Source organism: Pseudomonas sp. RIT-To-2 (assembly GCF_029623465.1).
Taxonomy (GTDB): domain Bacteria; phylum Pseudomonadota; class Gammaproteobacteria; order Pseudomonadales; family Pseudomonadaceae; genus Aquipseudomonas; species Aquipseudomonas silvicola.
Genome location: NZ_JAPYKM010000021.1, coordinates 1 through 24051 on the forward strand (window position 1 = coordinate 1; position 24051 = coordinate 24051).

20 protein-coding genes are annotated in these 24051 nt (G+C 64.1%); 10 read left to right on the forward strand and 10 right to left on the reverse strand.

Annotated features, from left to right (window positions below):
- From QBK88_RS18620 to QBK88_RS18650, 7 genes are all read left to right on the forward strand, one after another.
- Window positions 1-418 (forward strand): energy transducer TonB (locus QBK88_RS18620; protein ID WP_277963184.1); only part of this gene is annotated, 418 nt, incomplete at its 5' end.
- Window positions 419-513: 95 nt separating this feature from the next.
- Window positions 514-1242, forward strand: coding sequence for a MotA/TolQ/ExbB proton channel family protein (locus QBK88_RS18625; RefSeq protein WP_277963185.1), 729 nt, complete (start codon window positions 514-516; stop codon window positions 1240-1242).
- Complete coding sequence (locus QBK88_RS18630; RefSeq protein ID WP_176570482.1) at window positions 1242-1661, forward strand: ExbD/TolR family protein; 420 nt, start codon at window positions 1242-1244, stop codon at window positions 1659-1661. The genes QBK88_RS18625 and QBK88_RS18630 overlap by 1 nt, the downstream gene beginning before the upstream one ends.
- A 68-nt stretch (window positions 1662-1729) precedes the next feature.
- The gene (locus tag QBK88_RS18635) at window positions 1730-3859 is read left to right on the forward strand and encodes a TonB-dependent siderophore receptor (protein ID WP_277963186.1); all 2130 of its coding nucleotides are present in this window, start codon (window positions 1730-1732) and stop codon (window positions 3857-3859) included.
- On the forward strand, window positions 3849-5129 hold the full coding sequence (locus QBK88_RS18640; RefSeq protein ID WP_277963187.1) for a histidine-type phosphatase: 1281 nt from the start codon (window positions 3849-3851) through the stop codon (window positions 5127-5129). The genes QBK88_RS18635 and QBK88_RS18640 overlap by 11 nt, the downstream gene beginning before the upstream one ends.
- Window positions 5130-5153: 24 nt before the next feature.
- A complete protein-coding gene (locus QBK88_RS18645) occupies window positions 5154-6236 on the forward strand; it encodes a DUF1615 domain-containing protein (RefSeq protein ID WP_277963188.1) in 1083 nt (360 codons plus the stop codon).
- A gap of 193 nt (window positions 6237-6429) precedes the next feature.
- Complete coding sequence (locus tag QBK88_RS18650) at window positions 6430-6972, forward strand: glutathione peroxidase (RefSeq protein WP_277963189.1); 543 nt, start codon at window positions 6430-6432, stop codon at window positions 6970-6972.
- Window positions 6973-7023: 51 nt separating this feature from the next.
- Here QBK88_RS18650 and QBK88_RS18655 read toward each other — a convergent pair whose 3' ends face one another.
- The 7 genes from QBK88_RS18655 to QBK88_RS18685 form a co-directional block, all read right to left on the reverse strand.
- On the reverse strand, window positions 7024-8889 hold the full coding sequence (locus QBK88_RS18655) for an acetyl-CoA carboxylase biotin carboxylase subunit (RefSeq protein WP_277963190.1): 1866 nt from the start codon (window positions 8887-8889) through the stop codon (window positions 7024-7026).
- Window positions 8886-9692: a gamma-carboxygeranoyl-CoA hydratase gene (locus QBK88_RS18660; RefSeq protein WP_277963191.1), complete on the reverse strand. Its 807-nt coding sequence runs from the start codon at window positions 9690-9692 to the stop codon at window positions 8886-8888. The genes QBK88_RS18655 and QBK88_RS18660 overlap by 4 nt, the downstream gene beginning before the upstream one ends.
- Before the next feature lie 2 nt (window positions 9693-9694).
- A complete protein-coding gene (locus tag QBK88_RS18665; protein WP_277963192.1) occupies window positions 9695-11302 on the reverse strand; it encodes a carboxyl transferase domain-containing protein in 1608 nt (535 codons plus the stop codon).
- Between the two features lie 40 nt (window positions 11303-11342).
- Window positions 11343-12506 (reverse strand): isovaleryl-CoA dehydrogenase, encoded by a 1164-nt coding sequence (locus QBK88_RS18670; protein WP_268143850.1) that lies wholly within the window; start codon window positions 12504-12506, stop codon window positions 11343-11345.
- 1175 nt (window positions 12507-13681) lie between these two features.
- The gene (locus QBK88_RS18675; RefSeq protein ID WP_277963193.1) at window positions 13682-14581 is read right to left on the reverse strand and encodes a hydroxymethylglutaryl-CoA lyase; all 900 of its coding nucleotides are present in this window, start codon (window positions 14579-14581) and stop codon (window positions 13682-13684) included.
- Window positions 14582-14584: 3 nt separating this feature from the next.
- Complete coding sequence (locus tag QBK88_RS18680) at window positions 14585-14977, reverse strand: MerR family transcriptional regulator (RefSeq protein ID WP_268143846.1); 393 nt, start codon at window positions 14975-14977, stop codon at window positions 14585-14587.
- Window positions 14978-15044: 67 nt separating this feature from the next.
- Complete coding sequence (locus tag QBK88_RS18685) at window positions 15045-15974, reverse strand: LysR family transcriptional regulator (RefSeq protein ID WP_268143844.1); 930 nt, start codon at window positions 15972-15974, stop codon at window positions 15045-15047.
- A gap of 156 nt (window positions 15975-16130) precedes the next feature.
- On the opposite strand from QBK88_RS18685, the gene QBK88_RS18690 reads away from it, so the two are divergent.
- Window positions 16131-17369, forward strand: coding sequence for an acyl-CoA dehydrogenase (locus tag QBK88_RS18690; RefSeq protein ID WP_277963194.1), 1239 nt, complete (start codon window positions 16131-16133; stop codon window positions 17367-17369).
- Window positions 17370-17498: 129 nt separating this feature from the next.
- On the opposite strand, the gene QBK88_RS18695 is transcribed toward QBK88_RS18690, so the two are convergent.
- The 3 genes from QBK88_RS18695 to xthA form a co-directional block, all read right to left on the reverse strand.
- Window positions 17499-18821, reverse strand: coding sequence for a substrate-binding domain-containing protein (locus tag QBK88_RS18695; protein WP_445764960.1), 1323 nt, complete (start codon window positions 18819-18821; stop codon window positions 17499-17501).
- A gap of 76 nt (window positions 18822-18897) precedes the next feature.
- Window positions 18898-20430 carry a Fic family protein gene (locus tag QBK88_RS18700; RefSeq protein WP_277963195.1) on the reverse strand — a complete coding sequence of 511 codons (1533 nt, stop codon included), beginning with the start codon at window positions 20428-20430 and terminating at the stop codon, window positions 18898-18900.
- 184 nt (window positions 20431-20614) lie between these two features.
- Window positions 20615-21427 (reverse strand): exodeoxyribonuclease III, encoded by an 813-nt coding sequence (gene xthA, locus QBK88_RS18705; RefSeq protein WP_268143840.1) that lies wholly within the window; start codon window positions 21425-21427, stop codon window positions 20615-20617.
- A 177-nt stretch (window positions 21428-21604) separates the two neighbouring features.
- On the opposite strand from xthA, the gene QBK88_RS18710 reads away from it, so the two are divergent.
- Complete coding sequence (locus tag QBK88_RS18710) at window positions 21605-22255, forward strand: GNAT family N-acetyltransferase (protein ID WP_268143832.1); 651 nt, start codon at window positions 21605-21607, stop codon at window positions 22253-22255.
- Window positions 22256-22320: 65 nt separating this feature from the next.
- The gene (locus QBK88_RS18715) at window positions 22321-24048 is read left to right on the forward strand and encodes an autotransporter assembly complex protein TamA (protein WP_277963196.1); all 1728 of its coding nucleotides are present in this window, start codon (window positions 22321-22323) and stop codon (window positions 24046-24048) included.
- The last annotated feature ends 3 nt before the right edge of the window (window positions 24049-24051 follow it).

Genomic DNA, 24051 nt, shown 5'->3' on the forward strand with positions numbered 1-24051 from the left:
CGTGGCCAAGGCCCCGGCGCCGCGTCATGTGGCGGTACCCACACCGGCGCCAGCGCCCGTGCCAGCCGTGGCCAGCGCCGCGCCAACCCCGGCACCCGCGGCCGCCCCTGTACCGGCGCCACCCCCCGCGCCGCCAAAAACCATCACCCACGGCGTGGAATACGTGCGCGCGCCCGAACCCCAGTACCCGGACCGTGACCGCGAGGACGGCAACGAAGGCACGGTGATCCTGCGGGTGCTGGTAGACGAAACCGGCAGGCCGGGGCGTATCGATGTGGTGCGCTCCTCGGGCTTCGGCAGCCTCGACGAGGCGGGCAGGGCGGCGGCGCGCGCTGCCGTCTTCAAGCCCTACCGCGAAGGCGGCCACGCGCTCTCGGTGTACGTGATCGTACCCCTGCGCTTTCAGCTGGACAGCTGACCTCCACACCCCTTTACCCAACCCCGGACTCACCCCTCGGCGGCCTCGCCAGGGTGGCGCTCGGGCGCGTTCTGACGATTGACGAGGACTACACCATGCAAAACACTTCCCTGGGCCTGGACATGCTGTGGGGGCAGGCCGACGCCGTGACCCGTGGCGTAGCGTTGATGCTGCTGGCCATGTCGTTGGCGTCCTGGTACGTGATCGCTGACAAACTGGTGCGCCTGGGGCTTTCCCGCCTGCGCTCGCCGCGCCTGTTGGCCGCGTTCTGGGCCGCACCCACCGTGAGTGATGGCTTGCGCCAACTGGCCACCGATCCGGCCTACGGGGCATTGGGCCATGCCGGCGTCAGCGCCGCCAGCCAGCACCGCGAAGCCCTGGACAGCGGCATGAACCCGCCGCCGTTCAGCGAATGGCTCAGCCGTGCCCTGCGCCAGGCCACCCTGGTGGTGGGCGCGCGCCTGCAAGGCGGTATGGCGGTGTTGGCCACCGTGGGGTCCAGCGCGCCGTTCGTGGGCCTGCTGGGCACCGTGTGGGGGATCTACCACGCCTTGATGAAGATCGGCCTGACCGGTGATGCCAGTATCGACAAGGTGGCTGGCCCCGTGGGCGAAACCCTGATCATGACGGCTCTGGGCCTGGCCGTGGCTATCCCCGCGACCCTGGCGTACAACCTGCTGGTGCGCACTAACAAGCAGACCCTGGCCGAGCTGGGCAAGTTTGCCTTCGAGCTGCATGACCTGCTGGTGATCGGCGCCCGTGCCACCCCCCCGGGCCAGGCACCGCAGCGGGCCATGCCCCGTGCCCGCGCGGAGTACGTCTGATGGCCGGTGGCTTGCAGGATGAGCTGGACGACGACAGCTTCAACCCGGAAATCAATACCACGCCGCTGGTGGACGTGATGCTGGTGCTGCTGGTGATCTTCATCATCACCGTGCCGGCCATCCAGCACAGCGTCAAGATCGACCTGCCCCACGCCGCGGCGCAGCAGGACAACAAGCCGCCCGTGGCGGTGGACCTGGCCCTGGACAACAGTGGCCACCTGCACTGGGACGACCGTGACATCAGCGATGCCGAGCTGCCGGCGCTGATCGCCGAGGCCGCTGCGCGCCAGCCGGTGCCGGAATTGCACCTGCGGGCTCAGCGTGACACGCCCTACGAAAAGGTCGTGCAAGTAATGGCCGCGGCGCAGTCCGGCGGCCTGGAAAAAATCGGTTTCGTTACCCAGGCCGTCACGCCCTGATTCCTGCTTCGTTCCCCCCGCCAGCGTGCTGGCGGGCAGGGTTCGTGCGCTCTTTTTCTGGAGTTGTCATGCTTCGCAAACACCCGTTTCACGCGCTGTCCGTTCGCACTGGCGCGGGCCTCGCGGCTTTTGCCCTGGCCCCTTCGATCTGGGCCGCCGACGCCGCGCCGGTCATCGATGACAGCGTGCTTGCCACGCTGCCGCAAGTGACCGTCAAGGCGGCAAAGGCCAAAAAGCCCGAGCTGCACAAGAAAATGTCCGGCGGCGCGCTGGGCAGCAAGGCGGCCATCGACACGCCGTTCTCGATCAAGAGCGTAAGCAGCGAAGAGATTCAGCAGCGCCAGGCCGGCATTCTTTCCGAGGCGGTGAAATACAACGCCTCGGTGACCTCCATCAGCTCCAGCTACGGCACCCACCCGGCCACCCTGGCGGTGCGCGGCCTGCCCCTTGACGATCTGAACGGCTACAAGGTCGACGGCATGGCCAACATCAACCGTGGCGTGGAAATGCCCCTGGAAATGTTCGACAGCGTCGAGGTGCTCCAAGGGCTGTCGGGCTTCATGTACGGTTTCGGCAGCCCGGGCGGTATCGTCAACTACGTGAGCAAGCGCCCGACCGACAAGACCCTGTTCAGCGTCGACGCGGGCTACCAGTCCGACAACCTCTACAAGGAGCACATCGACCTGGGTGGCCGGCTGGACGACCCGCGGTTCGGCTACCGGCTGAACCTGGTGCACGAGGAGGGCGACGCCGCCAGCGGTGGCGCCGCGGTCAACCGTACGGCCGTGGGCCTGGCCCTGGACGCCAAGCTGACCGATGACCTGACGATCAACTTCGACACCCTTTACCAGCAGCGCAAGACCTCCGGCGGCACCGATATCGTGGTCAACACCGCCTACGCGCTGCCCAAGACCATCGATGGCAGCAAGCGCCTGTACAGCAACGGCTCTTACACAGACGTGGACTACAGCCTCTCGACCTTGAGCGCCACCTATCAGTTCTCGCCGAACTGGCAGGGCCGCCTGGCGTACCGCTACAGTGATTCGGACCGCCGTTATGTGAAAGACCAGTACCAGATCACCAGCAACAGCGGCAACTACTCCGACAAGGTCACCTCCGAATACCACGGCTACGACTACAACCAGGCCATGGGCACCCTGGAGGGAAAATTCACCACGGGCTGGTTCAGCCATGACCTGGTGCTGGGCAGTTCCTATTCGGACCTGCAGTCGCGCAAGTCGGTCAACACCCCCAAAAGTACCGTGGGCAAGGGCAACCTCTACGACCCGACGATTTTCTCGGTGTATGACATCGACTACAGCGGTGGCACCTACGGCGACGACTCGATCAAGGAAAGCGCGGTATTTGCCAGCGACACCCTCGGCCTGGGCGAGCACTGGTCGTTGCTGGTCGGCCTGCGCAACGAAACCTTCCGGGAGGAGACCCACGACTCGGCGACCAGCGAGGCCGTGCGCTACAAGGCACGCCCGGCTACACCTACCGTGGCGCTGATGTACAAGCCCATCCAGGACGTGACCGTCTACGCCAGCTACGTCGAGTCGCTGGAAGCCGGCGGCACAGCGCCCACCACGGCCGACAACGCCGACCAGACCCTGGCGCCGCTGCGCAGCAAGCAATATGAAATCGGCGTGAAGGCCCAGCGTCGCAATTGGAGCGCCACGGCCGCCGCCTTTCGTATCGACCGCGGCGCCGAGTACACCAACAGCGACAACGTCTACGTGCAGAGCGGCACGATCCGCTACCAGGGCATCGAGCTGGCCGGCAGTGTCGACCCCATCGACAGCCTGACCCTGGAAGGCAGCATCATGTCCCTGGACTCCGAGTACCAGGATGCCGGTGACGTCGACGGCAACCGCGCCGCCGGTGCCGCCCACTACCAGGCCGGTGCCCAGGCCACCTACCGCATCGGCGCGGTGCCGGGGCTGTTCGTGCGGGCCGGTGCCCAGCGCATCGGCCCCATGGCGGTGGATTCGGGCAACGTGCATACCCTGGATGCCTACAGCCTGTTCGACGCGGGCGGCGGCTACCGCATGAAGCTGGCGGGCGGCCATGCATTGACCTTTGGCGCCAACGTCACCAACCTGGCCAACCACAGATACTGGACCTGGTACCAGGAAAACTACCTGCAACCCGGCTCGCCACGGACCCTGAGTGTGAATGCCCGCTATGACTTCTAATTACCCGTTGTTGCGCGGCCTGGCCGTGGCCCTGGCGCTGGTGACCAGCCCGCTGTTGCACGCCGAAACCCTGAACACCGAGGGCCTGCGCCTGGACAAGGTGGTGCTGGTGATGCGTCACGGGATCCGCCCGGCCACCGACACCGCCGAGTTGCAAGCCTGGTCTGCCAAGACCTGGCCGCGCTTTGCCGTCGCCGATGGCCAACTCACGCCTCACGGTTATGCCGCCACCGTGCTGCTGGGCCAGTGGCAGCGCCAGTACCTGGTGGGCCATGGGCTGCTGGCCGCCGATGGGTGCCCTGGCGCTGGCCAAGCCTACCTCTGGTCCAGCCCGGTAGCGCGTACCCGGGCCACCGGCAAGGCATTGCTCGAAGGTCTGTTTCCGGGTTGCCAAGTGCCGGTGAACCATGCCAGCGCGGGCCAGGACCGCCTGTTCCATGGTAGCGAGAACGGCTTGGCTGGGCTGGACCGCCGGCAGGCCGAGCAGGCTATTCTCGCGGCCATGGGCGGCAGCCCGCAGGCGGCCCAGGCGAAGTATGGCCAGGCCTTGCTGCGTATGCAGAACGTGGTCGGCGTGCCCGCCACCTGCCCCAAGGCGCCACATTGCGCGTTGAGCGAGCAGCCCTGGGGGCTGAAAGAAAAAGGCACCACGGTCAAACTCAGCGGCCCATTGAGCGTCGGTGCGGCCATGGCCGAGACGTTCCGCATGCAGTACGCCGAAGGCATGCCGCTGGACCAGGTGGCCTTTGGTCAAGGCCGCACCGCCAATGAGGTGGCGGGGTTGATGGAACTGCGCAGCGGCAAATACGCTCTGAGTCAGCACCTGCCCTACGTGGCCCGCCGCGGCGCCTCGCAGTTGCTGAGCCAGGTGTTGCTGGCGCTGGAGGACACCGGCAAGGCGGCCGCGGGTGGCCCACCCTCCGCGGCATGGCTGGCGTACGTGGGCCATGACAGCAACATCGCCCAGTTGCGTACGCTGCTAGGCTTTGACTGGAAGATCGCCGAGTACCCCGAGGACGACGCGGCGCCCGGTGGCACCCTGTTGTTCGAGCGCTGGCTGGACCCGCGCAGTGGCCAGCGCTTTGTCAGCCTGGCCTACGTGGCCCAGAGCCTGGACCAGTTGCGGCAGCTCAGCCACGACGCGCCGTACCGGGTGCAGTTCACTGGTGTCGATGGCCAGCCGCTGATGCCCTTGGCGCGTTTCGAGCAAGCCATGGGCGAGCGGGTGGATGCCAGCGCCACCGAGCCGCAGAGGTACGCTGACCACTGAACCGATGAACCACGAGGTGCCTGATTGAGCGAGCTGAAACGCTATGGATTGTTGATCGGCCTGCTGGCATTGAGCGCCTGCAGCCATCAGCCGCTGCAACAGGCGCCGTCACCCGAGCAGGTGCGCGCCAAGGTTGTCCGCCTGCTCCCACCTTCGGCGACCAATCGGCAAGGGTGGGCGGCTGATATTCAGGTCGCCTTCGAAGCCCAGTCGCTGGACCCCAGCACCCAGAACCTGTGTTCGATGATCGCGGTCATCGAGCAGGAATCCAACTTTCAGGCCGACCCTCAGGTGCCGGGGCTGGGCCGCATTGCCCGTACCGAGATCGATCGCCGCGCCGGGCGCCTGCACGTGCCGGGGTTCGTGGTCGACGCGGCGCTGGGCCTTGCCTCTCCCACCGGCAGGACCTATGCCCAGCGCATCGCCAGCGTGCGTTCGGAGCGCGAATTGAGCGAAGTATTCGATGACTTCATCAGCATGGCGCCCTTGGGCCGGCAGTTGTTCGGCACCTTCAATCCCGTGCACACCGGCGGGCCCATGCAGGTGGCCGTGGACTTTGCCGAGCGCAATGCCCGCGGGTATCCGTACCCGGTGCAGGACTCCATTCGCCATGAGGTCTTCAGCCGCCGTGGCGGGGTGTACTTCGGCACCGCGCACTTGCTTGGCTACCCGGTTCATTACCCCGAGCCGCTGTACCGCTTCGCCGACTACAACGCCGGCCATTACGCCAGCCGCAACGCCGCGTTCCAGGCTGCCCTCAACCGCCTGGTCAAGGCGCGGCTGACGCTGGATGGTGACCTGATCGACTACGGCTCGCTCACGGCGGGGCAGACCGAGCTGGCGGTGCGCTCCCTGGGCACGCGGCTGGGCATGAGCGACATCGACATCCGACGGGCGCTCGACAAGGGCGAGCAACCGGACTTCGAAGACACCCGGGTTTACCAGCGGGTGTTCGAACTGGCCGACCAGGTAGCAGGCCAGCCCGTGCCCCGGGCGATCCTGCCGGGCATCACCCTGGAAAGCCCGAAGATCACCCGCCACCTGACCACCGCCTGGTTCGCCCGCCGCGTCGACGAACGCCGCGCGCGCTGCATGGCGCGCAACTGACCCACCGCTCACTTCCGACCGTGCGCCCGCCGCTATGTACGCGCCGTAGCAGCGGACCCGGCCGCGTCCCAGGCGCTGTGCAGTGTCAGGCACACCGTGTCTGGCTTCGACGCAGACAGGTCCGCTGGCACGGATGTCGTACAGGCAGGCGCGGTGCTAAAGTGAAAGCCACTTTCCCGTCCTGGAGCCTGTCATGAGCACCCTGTATTCCATTCCGGTCAAGACCATCGACGGCCAGCCGCAAACCCTGGAGGCCTACAAGGGCAAGGTGCTGCTGGTGGTCAACGTTGCTTCCAAATGCGGGCTGACCCCGCAATACGAAGGCCTGGAAAAACTGTATCAAAGCCACCGTGCCCAGGGCCTGGAAGTACTGGGTTTCCCGGCCAACAACTTCAAGGCCCAGGAGCCGGGCAGCGATGACGAGATCAAAGCCTTCTGCAGCCTGACCTACGACGTGAAGTTTCCGCTGTTCTCGAAGATTTCGGTGGTGGGCAACGACCAGCATCCGCTGTACGCAGCACTGACCCGGGCCATCCCGGACGCCGAGGGCGAAGGCCCCTGGCGCAAGCGCCTGACCGGCAAGGGCATCCCGGTGAACCCGGTGCCGGAGGTGCAGTGGAATTTCGAGAAGTTCCTGATCAACCGCGAAGGGCAGGTGGTGGGCCGCTTCGCACCGGATGTGGCCGCCGATGACCCGCGTCTACTCAAGGCCATCGAGGCAGCGCTGGCGGCCTGAGCAGCACCGGTCCGGGCGTGCGAGGTGGGAAGCTGAATCCAGGCGACCGTGCTACGCCTCCATCTCCACCAGCACACTGCCCTCGGCCACCATGTCGCCCTCGGTGCAATGCAGTGCCTTGACCTGCCCGGCCCGGGGCGCGCGGATGCTGTGTTCCATCTTCATGGCTTCAAGCACCACCAGCGCAGTGCCGGCGTCCACTGACTGCCCGGCACTGACCAGCACCCGCACGATGCTGCCGTTCATGGGGGCGTTGAGGCCACCCTGGTGGCTGTGACCTTCGTCGGCCTCGGCGATGGGGTCGATCAGGTTCACCGGGTAAACCTCGCCTTGCCAAGGCAGGTACACCGTGTCCCCACGCCGATACGCCGTGGGGCTGGCCGCACCGCTGGCCAGGTTTACCACCTGGTGCTGGTCGCGACACCGCACCGCCACGACGGTCTCACTGGGCAGCCCGAGGCGCAGGCCGCTGGCGGCGGACCACGGGTCGTTGCCGGGTGATGGCAGCACCGCCGCGGCGGCCGCTTGCCAGAACGCAGGCGGCAACACGCCGGCGGCCGGCAGCAACTGCGCCTGATGCCGGGGAATGAACCCGGTGTCCAGTTCGGCCGCGGCGAAGGCGGGGTGGCCGATGATGCGCCGCAGGAACGCCAGGTTGGTGCGCACGCCGCCCACGGAAAATTCGTCGAGCATGCTCAGCAAGCGCAACCGTGCCTGCTCGCGGGTTTCGCCCCAGGCAATCAGCTTGCCGAGCATGGGGTCGTAAAACGGCGAGACCTGGTCACCCTCGCTGACACCACTGTCTACCCGCCGCCCCGGGCCGGGTGCCGACTCGCGGTACAGGGCCAGGGTGCCGGTGGCGGGCAGAAACGCGTTGTCCGGGTCTTCGGCATACAGGCGCACTTCAATGGCATGCCCGTGCAGCGGTACCTGGGCTTGGGCAAGGGGCAGGGGTTCGCCCTGGGCCACGCGGATCTGCCAGGCCACCAGGTCCAGCCCGGTGATCGCTTCGGTGACCGGGTGTTCTACCTGCAGGCGGGTGTTCATCTCCATGAAGAAGAATTCGCCCCGGGCGTCGAGGAGAAATTCGACGGTGCCGGCGCCCACGTAACCGATGGCCAGCGCTGCCTTCACCGCCGCCTCGCCCATGGCCTGGCGCAACTCGGCGGGCAGCCCCGGGGCCGGCGCCTCCTCGACTACCTTCTGGTGGCGGCGCTGGATGGAGCAATCCCGTTCGTTCAGGTACAGGCAGTGGCCATGCTGGTCGGCGAATACCTGGATTTCCACATGACGCGGCTGCAGCACGTACTTTTCCACCAGCATGCGTGAATCGCCGAATGACGATTGCGCTTCACGCTGGGCCGAAGCCAGGGCATCGGCCAGCTCGCTTTCACGCTCCACCACTTTCATGCCCTTGCCGCCACCGCCCGCGCTGGCCTTGAGCAGCACCGGGTAACCGATGCGCGCGGCGGCGGTACGGAATGTCTCCAGGTCTTGCGCCTGGCCGTGGTAGCCCGGCACCAGCGGCACCCCGGCGCTCTCCATCAGGGCCTTGGCCGCTGACTTGCTGCCCATGGCGTCGATGGCACTGGCAGGCGGGCCGAGGAAGATCAGCCCCGCGGCCTCGATGGCCCGCGCGAACGCGGCGTTCTCGGAAAGGAAACCGTAGCCGGGGTGAATGGCCTGGGCGCCGCTGTCGTGGGCGGCGGCGATGATCTTGTCTATGGCCAGGTAGCTGTCGCTGGCTTTGCTGCCGCCCAGGTCGACCCGCAGATCGGCTTCGCGGGCATGGCGTGCGTCACGGTCGATGGCGCTGTGCACGGCCACCGTGGCCAGCCCCATGGCCTTGGCGGTGCGCATCACCCGGCAAGCGATTTCGCCACGGTTGGCCACCAGCAGTGAAGTGATCGAGGTCATGACTTGAGCTCCCGTGCTTGCCAGGCTGGCGTGCGTTTCTCCAGGAACGCGCGCAAGCCTTCCTGGCCTTCGCCGCTGACGCGAATGCGGGCGATGGCGTTCTCGCAATAGCGGCGCGCACCTGCAGTGGTTTCACCGTGGGCCACTTCGCGCAGCAGTTCCTTGCAGGCCCGCATGGCCAAGGGGCTGTTGAGCAGCATCGTTTCCACCCACGCCTGCACCTGCTGCTCCAGTTCCGCGCTGGCGCAGGTATCGGTCAGCAACCCCAGTTCATGGGCCCGCAGGCCATCGAAGCGCTCGGCGCTGAGGGCATAGCGGCGGGTGGCGCGTTCACCGATGGCCTTGACCACGAACGGGCTGATGACCGCAGGTACCAGGCCAATACGGACTTCCGAGAGGCAAAACTGCGCGTCCCGGGTGCCGATGGCCATGTCGCAGCAACTGATCAAGCCCAGCGCGCCGCCATAGGCCGCGCCCTGGACCACCGCCAAGGTCGGCAGCTTGAGTTTGTGCAGGCCATACATCAGCTCACCCAGCTCGCGGGCATCGTCCAGGTTGGTGTTGAAATCCAACTGCGCTGACTGTTGCATCCAGGCCAGGTCTGCCCCGGCGCAGAAGTGTTTGCCGCGGCCGCGAATGAGCAGAAAGCGCAGACGGTTGTCACCGGCCACGGTGTCCAGGGCCAGGATCAGCTCGCGGATCATCTGGGCATTGAAGGCGTTGTGTTTCTCGGGGCGGTTCAGCCACAAGGTAGCGAAGCCGCGCGGGTCGTGTTCCAGTTCGAGGGTGCTGAAGTCGTTCATGGTCACATCCGGAAAATGCCGAAACGGCTGGCTTCTATGGGCGCGTTCAGCGCGGCCGACAAGGCCAGGGCAAGCACATCGCGGGTCTGGGCCGGATCGATGACCCCGTCGTCCCATAACCGCGCGCTGGAATAGAAGGGGTGGGCCTGTTGCTCATACTGCTCGAGAATGGGCTGCTTGAGCGCCGCTTCCTGCTCGGCACTGAACGGCGTGCCCGCGCGTTCGCCCTGTTCGCGCTTGACCTGCACCAGCACGCCAGCCGCCTGCTCGGCGCCCATCACACCGATGCGTGCGTTGGGCCACATCCACAGCAGGCGCGGGTCGTAGGCGCGACCGCACATGCCATAGTTGCCGGCGCCAAAACTGCCGCCGATGATCACGGTGAATTTGGGCACCCTGGCACAGGCCACGGCGGTGACCAGCTTCGCACCGTGCTTGGCGATGCCGCCTGCTTCGTATTTCTGCCCGACCATGAAGCCGGTGATGTTCTGCAGAAACAGCAGCGGGATGCCGCGCTGGCAGGCAAGCTCAATGAAGTGCGCGCCTTTTTGCGCGGCCTCGGCGAAGAGAATGCCGTTGTTGCCAAGGATGGCGATGGGCATGCCGTGCAGGTGGGCGAAGCCACACACCAAGGTGGTGCCGAACAGCGCCTTGAACTCATCGAACACCGAACCATCCACCAGACGGGCGATGATTTCGCGCACGTCAAAGGGCTGCTTGGCGTCGGCGGGAATGATGCCGTACAGCTCCTCGGCAGGGTATAGCGGTGCCACGGGAGGCTGGCACTGCAACTGGCCCAGCTTGCGCCAGTTGAGGTTGGCCACGCAGCGGCGCGCGATGGCCAAGGCGTGCTCGTCGTTTTCGGCGTAGTGGTCGGCCACCCCGGAGACCCTGCAGTGCACATCGGCGCCACCCAATGCTTCTGCGGTAACCACTTCGCCCGTTGCCGCCTTCACCAGCGGCGGCCCTGCCAGAAAGATGGTGGCCTGCTCGCGGACCATGATGGTCTCATCCGACATGGCAGGCACATAGGCGCCGCCCGCGGTGCACGAGCCCATGACCACGGCGATCTGGGGGATGCCCTGGGCGCTCATGTTCGCCTGGTTGAAGAAGATGCGCCCGAAGTGCTCGCGGTCGGGGAACACCTCGTCCTGGCGCGGCAGGTTGGCGCCACCCGAATCCACCAGGTACAGGCAGGGCAGGCGGTTTTCCTGGGCGATGGCCTGGGCACGCAAATGTTTTTTCACCGTCAGCGGGTAATAGGAGCCGCCTTTGACCGTGGCATCGTTGGCGATGATCATGCATTCCACGCCTTCGACGCGGCCAATGCCGGCGATCACCCCCGCGGCGGCCACGGCCTCGTCGTACACCTGGTGAGCCGCCAGCTGGCCAATTTCCAGGAACGGCGAACCGCTGTCCAGCAAGCGGTTGATGCGTTCGCGGGGTAACAGCTTGCCCTTGGCGACATGCCGCGCCTGGGCGTTGGCACCCCCACCTTCACGCACTTGGGCAAGCAGGCTACGCAAGGCCTGGACCTGCTCGACCATGGCCACCTCGTTACGGGCGAATTCAGCTGAACGGGTAGAAATTCCGGTATGCAGAGTAGCCATCAATCCTCCTGGGAAGCTGCGAGCCGCAAGCTACTCGCGCTCAGCGGGTCTCGTTGAACAGTTCGCGGCCAATCAGCATGCGGCGGATCTCGCTGGTGCCCGCGCCGATCTCGTACAGCTTGGCATCGCGCAGCAGGCGCCCGGCGGGGAACTCGTTGATGTAGCCGTTGCCGCCCAATATCTGGATGGCGTCCAGGGCCATCTGCGTGGCGCGCTCGGCGCTGTAGAGGATGACCCCGGCAGCGTCCTTGCGGGTGGTCTCGCCGCGCTCGCAGGCCTGGGCCACGGCATACAGGTAGGCGCGGCTGGCGTTGAGCTGGGTGTACATGTCGGCCACCTTGCCCTGGATCAGCTGGAACTCGCCAATGCTCTGGCCGAACTGCTTGCGGTCGTGGATGTAGGGCACCACCAGGTCCATGCACGCCTGCATGATGCCGGTGGGGCCGCCAGACAGCACCACACGCTCGTAATCCAGGCCGCTCATCAGCACCTTCACGCCGCCATTGAGGCTGCCCAGCAGGTTTTCCTCCGGTACTTCAACATCGTCGAAGAACAGCTCGCAGGTGTTGGAGCCGCGCATCCCCAGCTTGTCGAACTTCTGGCTGCGGCTGAAGCCTTTCCAGTCGCGTTCCACGATGAAGGCACTGATGCCATGGGCGCCCTTGTCCAGGTCGGTCTTGGCGTAGATCACGTAGGTGCTGGCGTCGGGGCCGTTGGTGATCCAGGTTTTGGAACCGTTGAGTACGAAGCGGTCGCCGAGGCGGTCTGCGCGCAGTTTCATCGACACCACATCGGAGCCGGCATTGGGTTCGCTCATGGCCAGGGCGCCAATGTGCTCGCCGCTGATCAGGCGCGGCAGGTACTGGCGTTTCTGGGCGTCGGTGCCGTTGCGGTTGATCTGGTTCACGCACAGGTTGGAGTGGGCACCGTAGGACAGGGCTACCGAGGCCGAAGCCCGGCTGATTTCTTCCATGGCCACCACATGGGCCAGGTAGCCCAGGCCAGCACCGCCGTATTCCTCCGGCACGGTGATGCCCAGCAGGCCCATATCGCCGAACTGGCGCCAGAGGTCGGCGGGAAACAGGTTGTCGCGGTCTATCTGGGCGGCGCGGGGGGCAATCTGGGCGGCGGCGAAGGCTTGGACGCTGTCGCGGAGCATGTCGATGGTTTCGCCCAAGGCGAAATTGAGGCTGGGGTAGCGCATGGCTTCAGGCCTTTTTTGTAGGGTTTTTGCTTACCTTTACGTTAACGTAAACCTTGGCTCTGAAGGTGTCAATGGGCGCGGACGGCAAAGGGGGAGCCAGCCTGTGCGACATGCGAAGGGGGGAAGGGGAGCGCAGAACGGCGCAAAGCATGAGGGGAGCCGAAGCTCCCCTCAAGGTCTTGTTGCTTGCTCTTTTTTATTATTGAGGGGCGGCCTGTTGTTGTTTTTGGTGGCCGTGACCCTTTACCGCGTTTCGTGTGACCCACATCCTGGGTCAAGAGCAAACGTATTTTTTTGAGCGCTGATTCGCCTGTCACCGGTACGTCGCTGCCTCAGGGCAGTTTTGTTGTTCTGTGTACGGTGCGGGGCAAGCCCCGGTGGCGCGTCCTCTCCAAAAAAATCTGTTAGCTTCGCCTCTGCCGCGTTTGTTCTTGTTATGCCAGAGCCGTTACGTGTTGTTTTTATTGGGTACTGCCATTTTATTGTTTTTGTTGTACGAGAGATAAAGCAGATCCCGTGCCAACTTTTAGAAACCCAATGGATTCGGGGCTTTCGCCGTTTTCAGGAAATTTTCACCGGGTTTTCACAACCTGGAGTGTTTCCCTGTTACCCGTTTCGTGGGAAAAAGTGCGGGCGAGGTGACACTTTGTCGCACCCCGTCACACCTTGTCAAATCCCGGAAAGCACTGAGGGGAGCCGAAGCTCCCCTCAAGGTCATGTTGCTTGCTCTTTTTTTATTATTGAGGGCGGCCTGTTGTTGTTTTTGGTGGCCTGACCCTTTGTCGCGTTTCGTGTGACCCACATCCTGGGTCAAGAGCAAACGTATTTTTTTGAGCGCTGATTCGCCTGTCACCGGTACGTCGCTGCCTCAGGGCAGTTTTGTTGTTCTGTGTACGGTGTGGGGCAAGCCCCGGTGGCGCATCCTCTCCAAAAAAATCTGTTAGCTTCGCCTCTGCCGCGGTTGTTCTTGTTATGCCAGAGTCGTTTCGTGTTGTTTTTATTGGGTACCACTGCGTTTATTGTTTTTGTTGTACGAGAGACAAAGCAGGTGCCGTGCCAACTTTTACAATCTCTTTAAAATCAATAGGTTATGATTTTACCTCGCGGTACCGTCAAGCAGAAACCGCACAAAGTGTTTCCCCGATACCCGCACGCCGAGGCCTGGGTAACATCCGTCACGCACAGGTGCGCGCCTGTGCTACCCGCGAGCCGTTCGCCCGCCCAAGCTGCTGGCTGATACGCTGGCCCACGCTGATCAAGGCGTCCAGGTTTACCCCGGTGTCGATGCCCAGGCCCTGCAACAGGTACACGACGTCCTCGCTGGCCACGTTGCCGCTGGCGCCTTTGGCGTAGGGGCAGCCCCCCAGGCCGGCCACGGAGCTGTCGAATACACTGACCCCCTCCAGCAGCGCCGCGTAGATATTGGCCAGTGCCTGCCCATAGGTGTCGTGGAAGTGCCCCGCCAATTGCCCGCGGGGTACCACGGCGGCCACGGTATCGAACAGCGTGCGCGTAGCACCCGGGGTACCCACACCGATGGTGTCACCCAGGGATATTTCGCGGCAGCCCATGGCGTGCAGTTCAGCGGCCACCGCGGCCACCTGGGCCGGGGCAATGGCACCCTCGTAAGGGCAGCCGAGCACACAGGAGATGTAACCTCGCACCGGCACACCGGCGGCGCGGGCCACCGCCATTACCGGCGCGAAGCGCTCCAGGCTCTGGCGGATGGAGCAATTGATGTTGCGTTGCGAGAAAGCCTCGGACGCCGCCGCGAACACGGCCACTTCCCCGACACCTGCGGCCAGCGCCGCCTCTGCACCCTGCAGGTTGGGTGTGAGCGCGGCATAGGTAACACCCGGGTGACGGTTGATACCGGCGAACACCTGCGCCGAGCCGGCCATCTGTGGCACCCATTTCGGGGAGACAAAGCTGCCGGCTTCTATATAGCTGAACCCACAGGCGGTCAGCTCATCCACCAGCTGTACTCTGTCAGCGACGCTGATGGGGCTGGCTTCGTTCTGCAAGCCATCGCGGGGGCCGACTTCCACCAGGCGTACAGCGTGGGGCAGGGACATGGCTTACTCCTGGACGGTGGCCGGCAGCGGGGCCAGTTCGGCCAGCGCCTGGGTGCAGCGCTCTTCGGCGGTGTCGAGTTCCAATTGCATCTGCTGGATATCGAGCAGTTGCTGCTGCAACTGGGTGCGCCGCTCGGCGATCTTGGCCAGCATGCTGGTCAGTTGGCGCTGATTGCCGCTGGGGTCGTAAAGCTCGATCAGCTCTCGGCATTCCGCCAGGGAAAAACCGATGCGCTTGCCCCGCAGAATCAGCTTCAGGGTCACCTTGTCCCGAGGCGAGTAGATACGCTCCTGGCCACGGCGCTCGGGGCTGAGCATGCCCTGTTCTTCATAGAAACGGATGGCGCGGGTAGTAATGTCCAGCTCGCGGGACAGGTCGGAAATGCTGTAGGTCATGGTCGGGCTCGCAAGGGCAGTTGACGTTAACGTAAGGCTTGCCTGCCGCTAACGTCAAGCGCGCCGATCACCGCGTGCGCGTGGCGTTCTGGTCGGCCCGTGTCACCAGTTGGCCGAGTTCGATCATCTGCTCGCGCATCCAGCGGTTGGCCGGGTCCTGGTCGGTGCTTTCGTGCCAGTACAGGTGGGTTTCCACCGGGGGTACATCGTTGACCGGCAGCGGTACGTAGTTCAGGTCGTTGCGACGGGCAAAGCGTTCGGGCACGGTCATGACCATATCGGTTTGCTGCAGCACCTGGGAGGCCATCAGGTAGTGCTGCGAACGCAACGCGATCTTGCGTTGCAGGCCCATCTTGCCCAGGGCCAGGTCCACATAACCCAGGCCATTGCGGCGGCTGGAGATGTGGATGTGGGTCAGGCCCAGGTAGTCGTCCAGGGTGATTTTTTCCTTCTGCAGCGGGTGCCCCTTGCGCAGGGCGCATACATACTGGTCTTCCATCAGTTTCACGTGGCGCACCTGCGGGTCGGTGTTCAGCGGCGCGTCGACGGCGAAGTCCAGGCGCCCGGCGGCCAGCTCCTTGGTCGTCTCACGGCGCTTGCACAGGAAGCTTTCGATGACCACGGCCGGGGCCAGGCGGCGCAGGCGCTGGAACATGGGGGGCAGGATCACCGCTTCGGTAAGGTCGGTCATGCTGATGCGGAAGGTCTTGGTGGCCTGCAGCGGGTTGAAGATGCGGCTCTCCTGTACCGAGACGCGCAACAGCGACAGGGCGTTGCGCACCGGGCCGATGATGTTCTGGGCCATGGGCGTTGGCACCATGCCCTGGGCCGTGCGCACAAAGAGCGGGTCGTTGAAGGTTTCGCGCAGGCGCGCCAGGGCGTTGGACACCGCTGGCTGGGTAATGCCCACGATTTGCCCCGCGCGCGTCAGGTTAGCTTCGGTGTAAATGGCATCGAAAACGATGAACAGATTCAGGTCGACCTTGCTCAGATTCATTGGGCAGCGCTCTTGTAGGTTTTATGCCGATGCATCGTGTGGCCTATATCGGTGATGAATGATAATAGACGCCGAGAATAGGTTAGATAAATCTTGGTGCCTGTTCTAGCATCGAATCCATGCCAACGACAACCCTTGATCAAAGGTATCCGCCCCATGGATTTTGCTTATTCGCCCAAGGTTCAGGAACTGCGTGAGCGCGTCACCGCGTTCATGGACGCGTACGTCTATCCCGCCGAGGCTGTGTTCGAACGCCAGGTTGCCGAGGGCGACCGCTGGCAGCCCACCGCGATCATGGAGGAACTGAAGGCCAAGGCGCGGGCCGAGGGTTTGTGGAACCTGTTCCTGCCTGAGTCCGAGCTGGGCGCCGGGCTGACCAACCTGGAATACGCACCGTTGGCCGAGATCATGGGCCGCTCGCTATTGGGCCCGGAGCCGTTCAACTGTTCGGCGCCAGACACCGGCAACATGGAGGTGCTGGTGCGCTATGGCAGTGAAGCGCACAAGCAGCGCTGGCTGGAACCGCTGCTGCGCGGCGAGATTCGCTCAGCCTTCGCCATGACGGAACCGGACGTGGCTTCATCGGACGCCACCAACATGGCCGCCCGCGCCGAGCGCGACGGTGACGAGTGGGTCATCAACGGCCGCAAGTGGTGGACCTCCGGCGCCTGCGACCCGCGTTGCAGGATCCTCATCTTCATGGGCCTGAGCAACCCGGACGGCCCGCGTCACCAGCAGCATTCGATGATCCTGGTGCCCGTGGACACCCCAGGGGTGAAGATCGTCCGGCCGTTGCCGGTGTTCGGCTACGACGACGCGCCTCACGGCCACGCGGAGGTGCTGTTCGACAACGTGCGGGTGCCATACGAAAACGTGTTGCTGGGCGAAGGGCGGGGCTTCGAGATCGCCCAGGGGCGCCTGGGCCCGGGGCGCATTCACCATTGCATGCGCTCGATCGGCATGGCCGAGCGCGCCCTGGAACTGATGTGCAAGCGCTCGGTGGCGCGTACCGCGTTCGGCCGGCCGTTGGCGCGGCTGGGCGGTAACATCGACAAGATTGCCGACTCGCGCATGGAAATCGACATGGCCCGGCTGTTGACGCTCAAGGCGGCCTTCATGATGGACACCGCCGGCAACAAGGTGGCCAAGAGCGAGATTGCCCAGATCAAGGTAGTGGCGCCCAACGTGGCCTTGCGGGTGATTGACCGCGCCATCCAGATTCATGGCGGCGCCGGGGTCAGCGGCGACTTCCCGTTGGCTTACATGTACGCCATGCAGCGCACCTTGCGCCTGGCCGATGGCCCGGACGAAGTGCACCGCGCCGCGATCGGCAAGTACGAAATCGGCAAATACGTGCCCACGGAATTGCTGCGCAGCAGCCGGCACGAACGCTGATGCAGCAGCCGCAAGGCCGGGGCGGCCTTCAGGCGGTTCACCTTGCGGGAGCTTGCTGGCGAAAGGAGCACGCGCACTGCCTGACAGACCGCGCCGCACCGTTCGCCGGCACGCTGTGCTCCCACCGGTTCAATACACCCACACTTCGACCCGGCGGTTCTTGATCCGGCCTTCATCCAGGTCATTTGTCGCCACAGGCATCTCGGCCCCCAGCCCGCGAATATCCCGCAGCACCACGCCGTTGCGTACCAGTTCGCGGCGCACGGTCATGGCCCGCAAACGCGACAGCAGCAAGGCGCGGGCGCTGTCATCCTTGGTATCGCCAAACCCCACCAGGGTCACGTCCTTGAAGGTCTTGCCATGCGCGCGCAGGTATTCCAATACCCGCTGCACATCGGCCAAGGCCTTGTTGTCCAGGCTGGCGCTACCTTCGGCAAAACGGAAATTCACCGACAGGCGCTGTGCTTCGCCGGCCAGGTGGCGGTAATCAACGGGCATGTTGGCGGTGCCCGGCACCTGGATCGCCTGCACGGTCTGGGACACGAACCCATACCGGGCAACGATGGCCTGGCCCTTGTCGCTCTGGGTAAAACGCACCAGCGCCTGAGCCCAGGGGTTGCTGCGCGCCGGTGGCAGGTAAAAGTACAGCCGACGTGACAGCGGATAGTCCTCGGTAGCGATAAGGCTGATGGTGGGGGCCATGGCCTGCGCGGCACCATCACCGATGGCCAGGGCGCGAGCCTGGCGCACATAGGGCAGGCCGATGAAGCCGATTGCCTGGGGATCGTGGCTGACCTGGTCGGACAACTGTTCGCTGGACTCCAGGCGCCGGGCATTGGCCGCCAGGCTCTTGCCCCGGGGCGTGAGCACCAGTTCCTTGAAGGTATCCCAGGTGCCCGACTGCTCGTCTCGTGCGTAGAGATGAATAGGGCCGTGCCCCAGCCCCAGGGTCGACCAGTCGTGAATCTCGCCAGCAAATACCCGGGCCAGTTGCTCGGTACTCAACTGCCGCACGGGGTTGTCCGGGTGCACGATCACCGCCACCCCGTCGATGGCGATCACTTGTTCGGCTTCAGCGCTTTTCAGGTCACCCAGTTTGTCCAGCGCCACCAGTTCGCTGTCCTTGATGGGCCGCGAGGCGGCTGCCAGGTCGGCATCACCCTGCTCCAGCGCCGTGAAACCGGTGCTGGTGCCGTGGGCGTCAATCTCTATGCGCAAATGCTGGCCGTCTACCGTGGTGGCGCTGACCTGTTGTTCGTTGGCATGCGGGCCGCTCTGCACCAGCACCTGGCGCAAGCCCTGGTCCAGCAGCAGTGCCTTGACCAGCGCAGGCCCCAGTTCGGCACCAATGGTGTTGGAACCCTGAATGCGCAGCACCGGCACCTCGGCCCGTGCGGCCAGGGGCATGGCCAGGCAGGTGAGGCACAGCAGCAGGCGGGCGAGGGTGGGCATGGCGGGCTACCGGTGAGGCCGAAAGGCGGTGCCGGGAGAATAAGACAGGGGGGTTACGGGGGTGTGACAGGCTGTATCACTCGATAGCCTCGAAGGCAGTGCGCACTGCCGCGACCAAGCGTTCTGCCAGTTCAGGACGCTGGTCCAGCAGCGGGTATTTCTTGCGCAGTTTGCCCGAGAGCACGTTTCCGTTTTCGCGCACGGCATGGATGATGCGGTCCAACTCGTTATCGGGTGCTTCCAGAAATGCCTTGATGCTGGTTCGTGCCTTTTCGTTGCTTTGCAGAAACTGAGCTTCGGCGCGCATTTCGTGGGTCAGCGTACTATCGATGACCTGGGCCAGGTACACCGAGTGCGCGGTCAGGTCAGGGTATTTCCAGGCCGGCAGGGCGTCGTCATAGGCATCAAAATGCAGATTATATTCGACGCCGTCTTCAGCAACCCGGGATTCGCCAAAGCGGTAACAGGTCGCGTAATGGTGCATCAAGGGGCGAGAAAAACGTTCCAGCGCCTGGTCGTAAGCCGCTTTGTTATAGGTGCTGTTAGTGATAGTGGCCGATATCGGCAGGATAATAGGCGCTGGGATCGCCCCGTCCCTGCGCAGCACGTCATTGATCAGAAAGCGCGACAGCCGCCCATTGCCGTCCGCCATTGGGTGCAGGTAGACAAAACCGAAGGAGGCGACCGCAGCCCGAATGATCGGATGTACCGACGTCGTTCGCCTCAAAAAATCCCCGAGGCCTCGCAGCAGTGCTGCGGTGTGCGTCCAGTGGGGGGCGATATAGTCAACCACCGGTGCGAACCGCGCCACATGCCCTACATACACGGGCGACCGCCTCAAGCCATAACGCAGCGCCGACTGGCCAAGAATGCTGGCTTGCAGCGATTCGAGCACCTCGGGCGCAAAGGGATCGGGGTGCTGGCCGCACTCGCTTTCCATGACGGTGGCGAACCGGCGAATTCGGTCTTCCTGGTCTTGTTCGTGTTCGATCAGGAAGCTGGCGCGGCTTTCCTTCACGGTGAGCCACACGGTACTGCGCAGCAGCAGGTCCAGGCCGAAATCGGCCTGCAGGCAGTCCAGGCGCTCACGGATATCGTATTGCTCGGTAGCGATGATCCTGTCCACCCGGCGGATCAAGGGGCAATAGTCCGGGGTACCCGGCAGGTTGTCGCGTACCTTCCAGCGAGAGACCTTCACCGCAGCGCCGGTGACGTACAGCGTCGGGTCCAACAGGTCTATATAGTTGCCCTGGATGGCTTGGGTGATGGCTAAAGGTTGCCCTGTCAACCACTCGCACAGGAACCCCAGGCGGCGGGCATAGGTACCCGATGGCTCGGCATTGATCCAGTGTTCCAACTGCTCACGTACAGACACTTTCGCGAACAGCCGCGCCAGGAATTCCAGGTGAATGCCCTCGTAGCGCAGCGCAAATACCAGGTGGTCGATCAGCAGGTTCTGGGGGCGGTAGCGTTCCGGGTACACCTCTGTGCGCAGATCGCCGTCCTGGGTCGTCGCACGGCGCCCGTTGATCTGACTAACCACTGCGAAAGGTTGGACCGGCGAAACGCCGGTATGGCGGGCGATCCAGGTGTAACCGATTTCGGACATGGGCAGGTCATCAGGGGTGCTGAGGAAGGGGGGAGTATAACCCCCCATTTCTGCAGCAAAACCATTAAAGCTGCGGTAAAACGTTTAGAAATCGACTTTTCTGCAGCAAAACGTTTAGAAATGCGGTTCTTGCCTGTGGGCTACAGACCTTTAAGCGTCCATCGGCAAGCCGAGTACTGCAACCTCAAGTGAGCTTCAACCAGATCGGCGCGTGGTCCGAAGGCTTCTCCATCCCCCGAAGCTCATAGTCCACCCCGGCGTCGGCCACCCGTGGCAGCAGGCCTCGGGACGCCATGATCAGGTCGATACGCAGCCCGCGCTTGGGCTCGTCCTCGAAGCCGCGGCTGCGGTAGTCGAACCAGCTGAAACGGTCGGCCACCTCAGGGTTGAGGTGGCGGAAGCTGTCCACCAGGCCCCAGTTCTTCAGGCGCGCCATCCATTCCCGTTCTTCGGGCAGGAAGCTGCATTTGCCGGTTTTCAGCCAGCGCTTGGCGTTATCCGGGCCGATGCCAATGTCGCTGTCTTCTGGGGAAATGTTCACGTCACCCATCACCACCAACGGTTGGTCGTTGGTGAACTGGCCTTCCAGCAGGGCTTGCAGGTCTTCGTAGAAGCGCTGCTTGGCCGGGAACTTGGTGGGGTGGTCGCGGCTTTCGCCCTGGGGGAAGTAGCCGTTCATGACGGTGATCGGCGTACCGTTGGCGTCAGCGAAGGTGCCCCAGATGAATCGGCGCTGGGCGTCTTCCTCGTCGGTGGCGAAGCCCTTGTGCAGAGCCAGCGGCGCCTGGCGCGAGAGCAGGGCCACGCCGTAGTGGCCTTTCTGGCCGTGGAAATGCACGTGGTACCCCAGTGCCTCGACTTCCGCCAGCGGGAACTGTTCGTCGCTGACCTTGGTTTCCTGCAGGCCGATGACGTCGGGCTGGTGCTTCTCGATCAGCGCCGCCAGCTGATGAGGCCGGGCGCGCAGGCCGTTGATGTTGAATGAGACGATCTTCATGGAGGCGGCGGTCCTGGGCAAAACGTCGATGCTAACGGATGGGGCAGGTGGGGGCCAGCATAGCGAGGCGTTTGGTGGGGTGCTAACGTCCATTCACGGGGGAACCTTGCGCCACGCCGGCACCCCAATACAACAACGCCCCGCACTCCAGCAGGGCCGTGCTGCAAGGAGTAATGCATGACCGAAATCGTCAGCGAACCCGCCCAGATCGTGTTGTTGGACAGTGGCTACGCCAGCGAAGCCCGTTCGCTGCTCTACCATGCCTACCGCCATGAGCCCACCTTCGCCTACGTGTTCGATGCCCAGCGCCCCGGTTATGAGCAACGGGTACGGGCCACGGTGCGCGAACTGGTCAAGCAGCACTTCCTCCAGGACCTGCCAGGCATTGGCCTGCTGCACCAGGACCGCCTGGTGGGCGTGGCGCTTATCGCGCCGCCGCAACGGCGCCTGGGCATCACCGAAAGCTGGGCCTGGCGCCTGCGCATGCTGCTCAGTACTGGCGTGCGCTGCACCCGCCGCTACCTGGAGTACTACCAGTCGGTGCTCGCGTGCCTGCCCAGCGATGCCGTGCATGTACTGCCGTTGCTGGCCGTTCACCCGGAGTTCCAGGGCCATCATTTCGGTGAGCAATTGCTGACCGCCGTGCATAACTGGTGTGCCGAGGATGAACATTCCCAGGGTGTGGTACTGGACACGGGTAACCCGCGCTACCTGGCTTTCTATGAGCGCCAGGGCTACGAGGAAATTGGCGAGATCGCCGTGGGCCCGGTACGCGAACATGTGTTCTTTCATGCCAACCCGCAACATTTGGTACATATTCCCGCCTAGAATCAATTTCTTACGAGGCCCGCTACCCTCTTAAAATGGCGCTTTACCGTGATAGCATCCGCCCCATGAAGTTTTCAGGACGATTTACCCGCGGTCTGGTATTGCTGTTCACGAGTTTCGCTGCCCATGCGCAGAGCGAGCTGGTGGTGCAGGTCAAGCCAGCCAATTCCGGGCTCAAGGCCAACGTCGAAGGTTACATCGGCAGCCTCGGCGATCGCGACGCCGAGGCCCTTGAGCGGTTCAGCCACGGTGCCGAAGAACAGGCGCTCAAGGCCGCCCAGGCCCTGGGCTACTACCAGGCACACATCGCCAGCCAGGTGAAGGATGGCAAGAACCCGCAACTGGTGCTGAGCATCGAACCGGGCGAGCCCATCCACCTGCGCACTGTCAGTATTCGTGTCGAAGGGCCAGCCAGCCAGTTCAAACTGTTTCGGCTGCCCGACAGCCCCGACCTGCGCACGGGAGCCGTGCTCAACCACGGCCATTACGAAGACGCCAAGCACCTGATCCAGAACCAGGCGTCACGCTACGGCTATTTCAAGGGCCACTTCACCCGCCAGACGCTGGCCGTGGACCCGGTGGCCGGCGTCGCCGATATCGAACTGGTGTACGACAGCGGTCCGCGCTACAGCCTGGGCGCCGTGCACTTCGAGGGTGACACGCCATTCGACGATGACCTGTTGCAGCGCATGGTACCGTTCAAGGCCGGCACCCCGTATGACTCGCAGCTGGTGGCCGAACTCAACCAGGCGTTGCAGTCCAGCGGTTATTTCGAAAGCCTGCGGGTTGACGCTACACCCACCAATGCCCAGGCTCAGGTCATTCCCGTGGAGGTCCAGCTCAAGACCCGCAAGCCCCGCACCGTGGGCATCGGCCCCGGCTATTCCACTGACGTCGGCCCGCGTGTTAAGGCCAACTGGACGCGCCACTGGGTCAATTCCCACGGCGATAGCTACGGGGCCGAGGCGGAAGTATCGGCCCCGCGGCAAAATATCGGGCTGTGGTACGACACCCCGCTGGACCCGCCCCTGACCGACAAACTGCGCTGGGCCGCCGGCTACCAGTACGAGGAAATCGCCGATACCGACAGCCTCAGCAAACTGCTCACGGTAGGCCCCGAGTGGCACAGCAAGCTGCCCAGCGGTTGGCAACGGGTCATTTCCCTCAAGTGGCAGCGCGAGGAGTACCGCCTGGGCAACGACAGCGGCCTGAGCACCTTGTTGATGCCCGGTATCAGCTATTCCTACCTCAAGAGCGACAACAAGGTGGACCCCCACAATGGCTACCGCCTGCAGTTCGATGCCCAGGTGGCCAAGGAGGGACTGGGTTCGGACGCCAATTTGATCCACGGCAACGTGCTGCTCAAGGGGCTCACGACCCTGGGCGAGAACCATCGCCTGCTGGGCCGCGTGCAGTTCGGCGGCAGCGCCACCAATGGCTACCAGTCGATTCCACCGTCGCTGCGCTTTTTCGCCGGTGGCGATCAGAGTGTACGTGGCTACGACTACCAGACCCTGTCTCCGGAAAACTCCGACGGCGACCGGATCGGCGGCCGCTACCTGATGGCGGGCAGCGTCGAGTACCAATACTCCATCGCCGAGAAATGGCGAATCGCCACGTTCGTCGACCAGGGCAATTCGTTCAACAACCTTGAACTGCCCAGCCTAAAGACTGGTGTCGGCGTGGGTATTCGCTGGGTATCGCCGGTAGGCCCGATCCGTGTCGACCTGGCACACGCCCTGGAAGACCCGGGCGGTTTCCGCATTCACTTTTCCATAGGGCCTGAGCTTTGAATC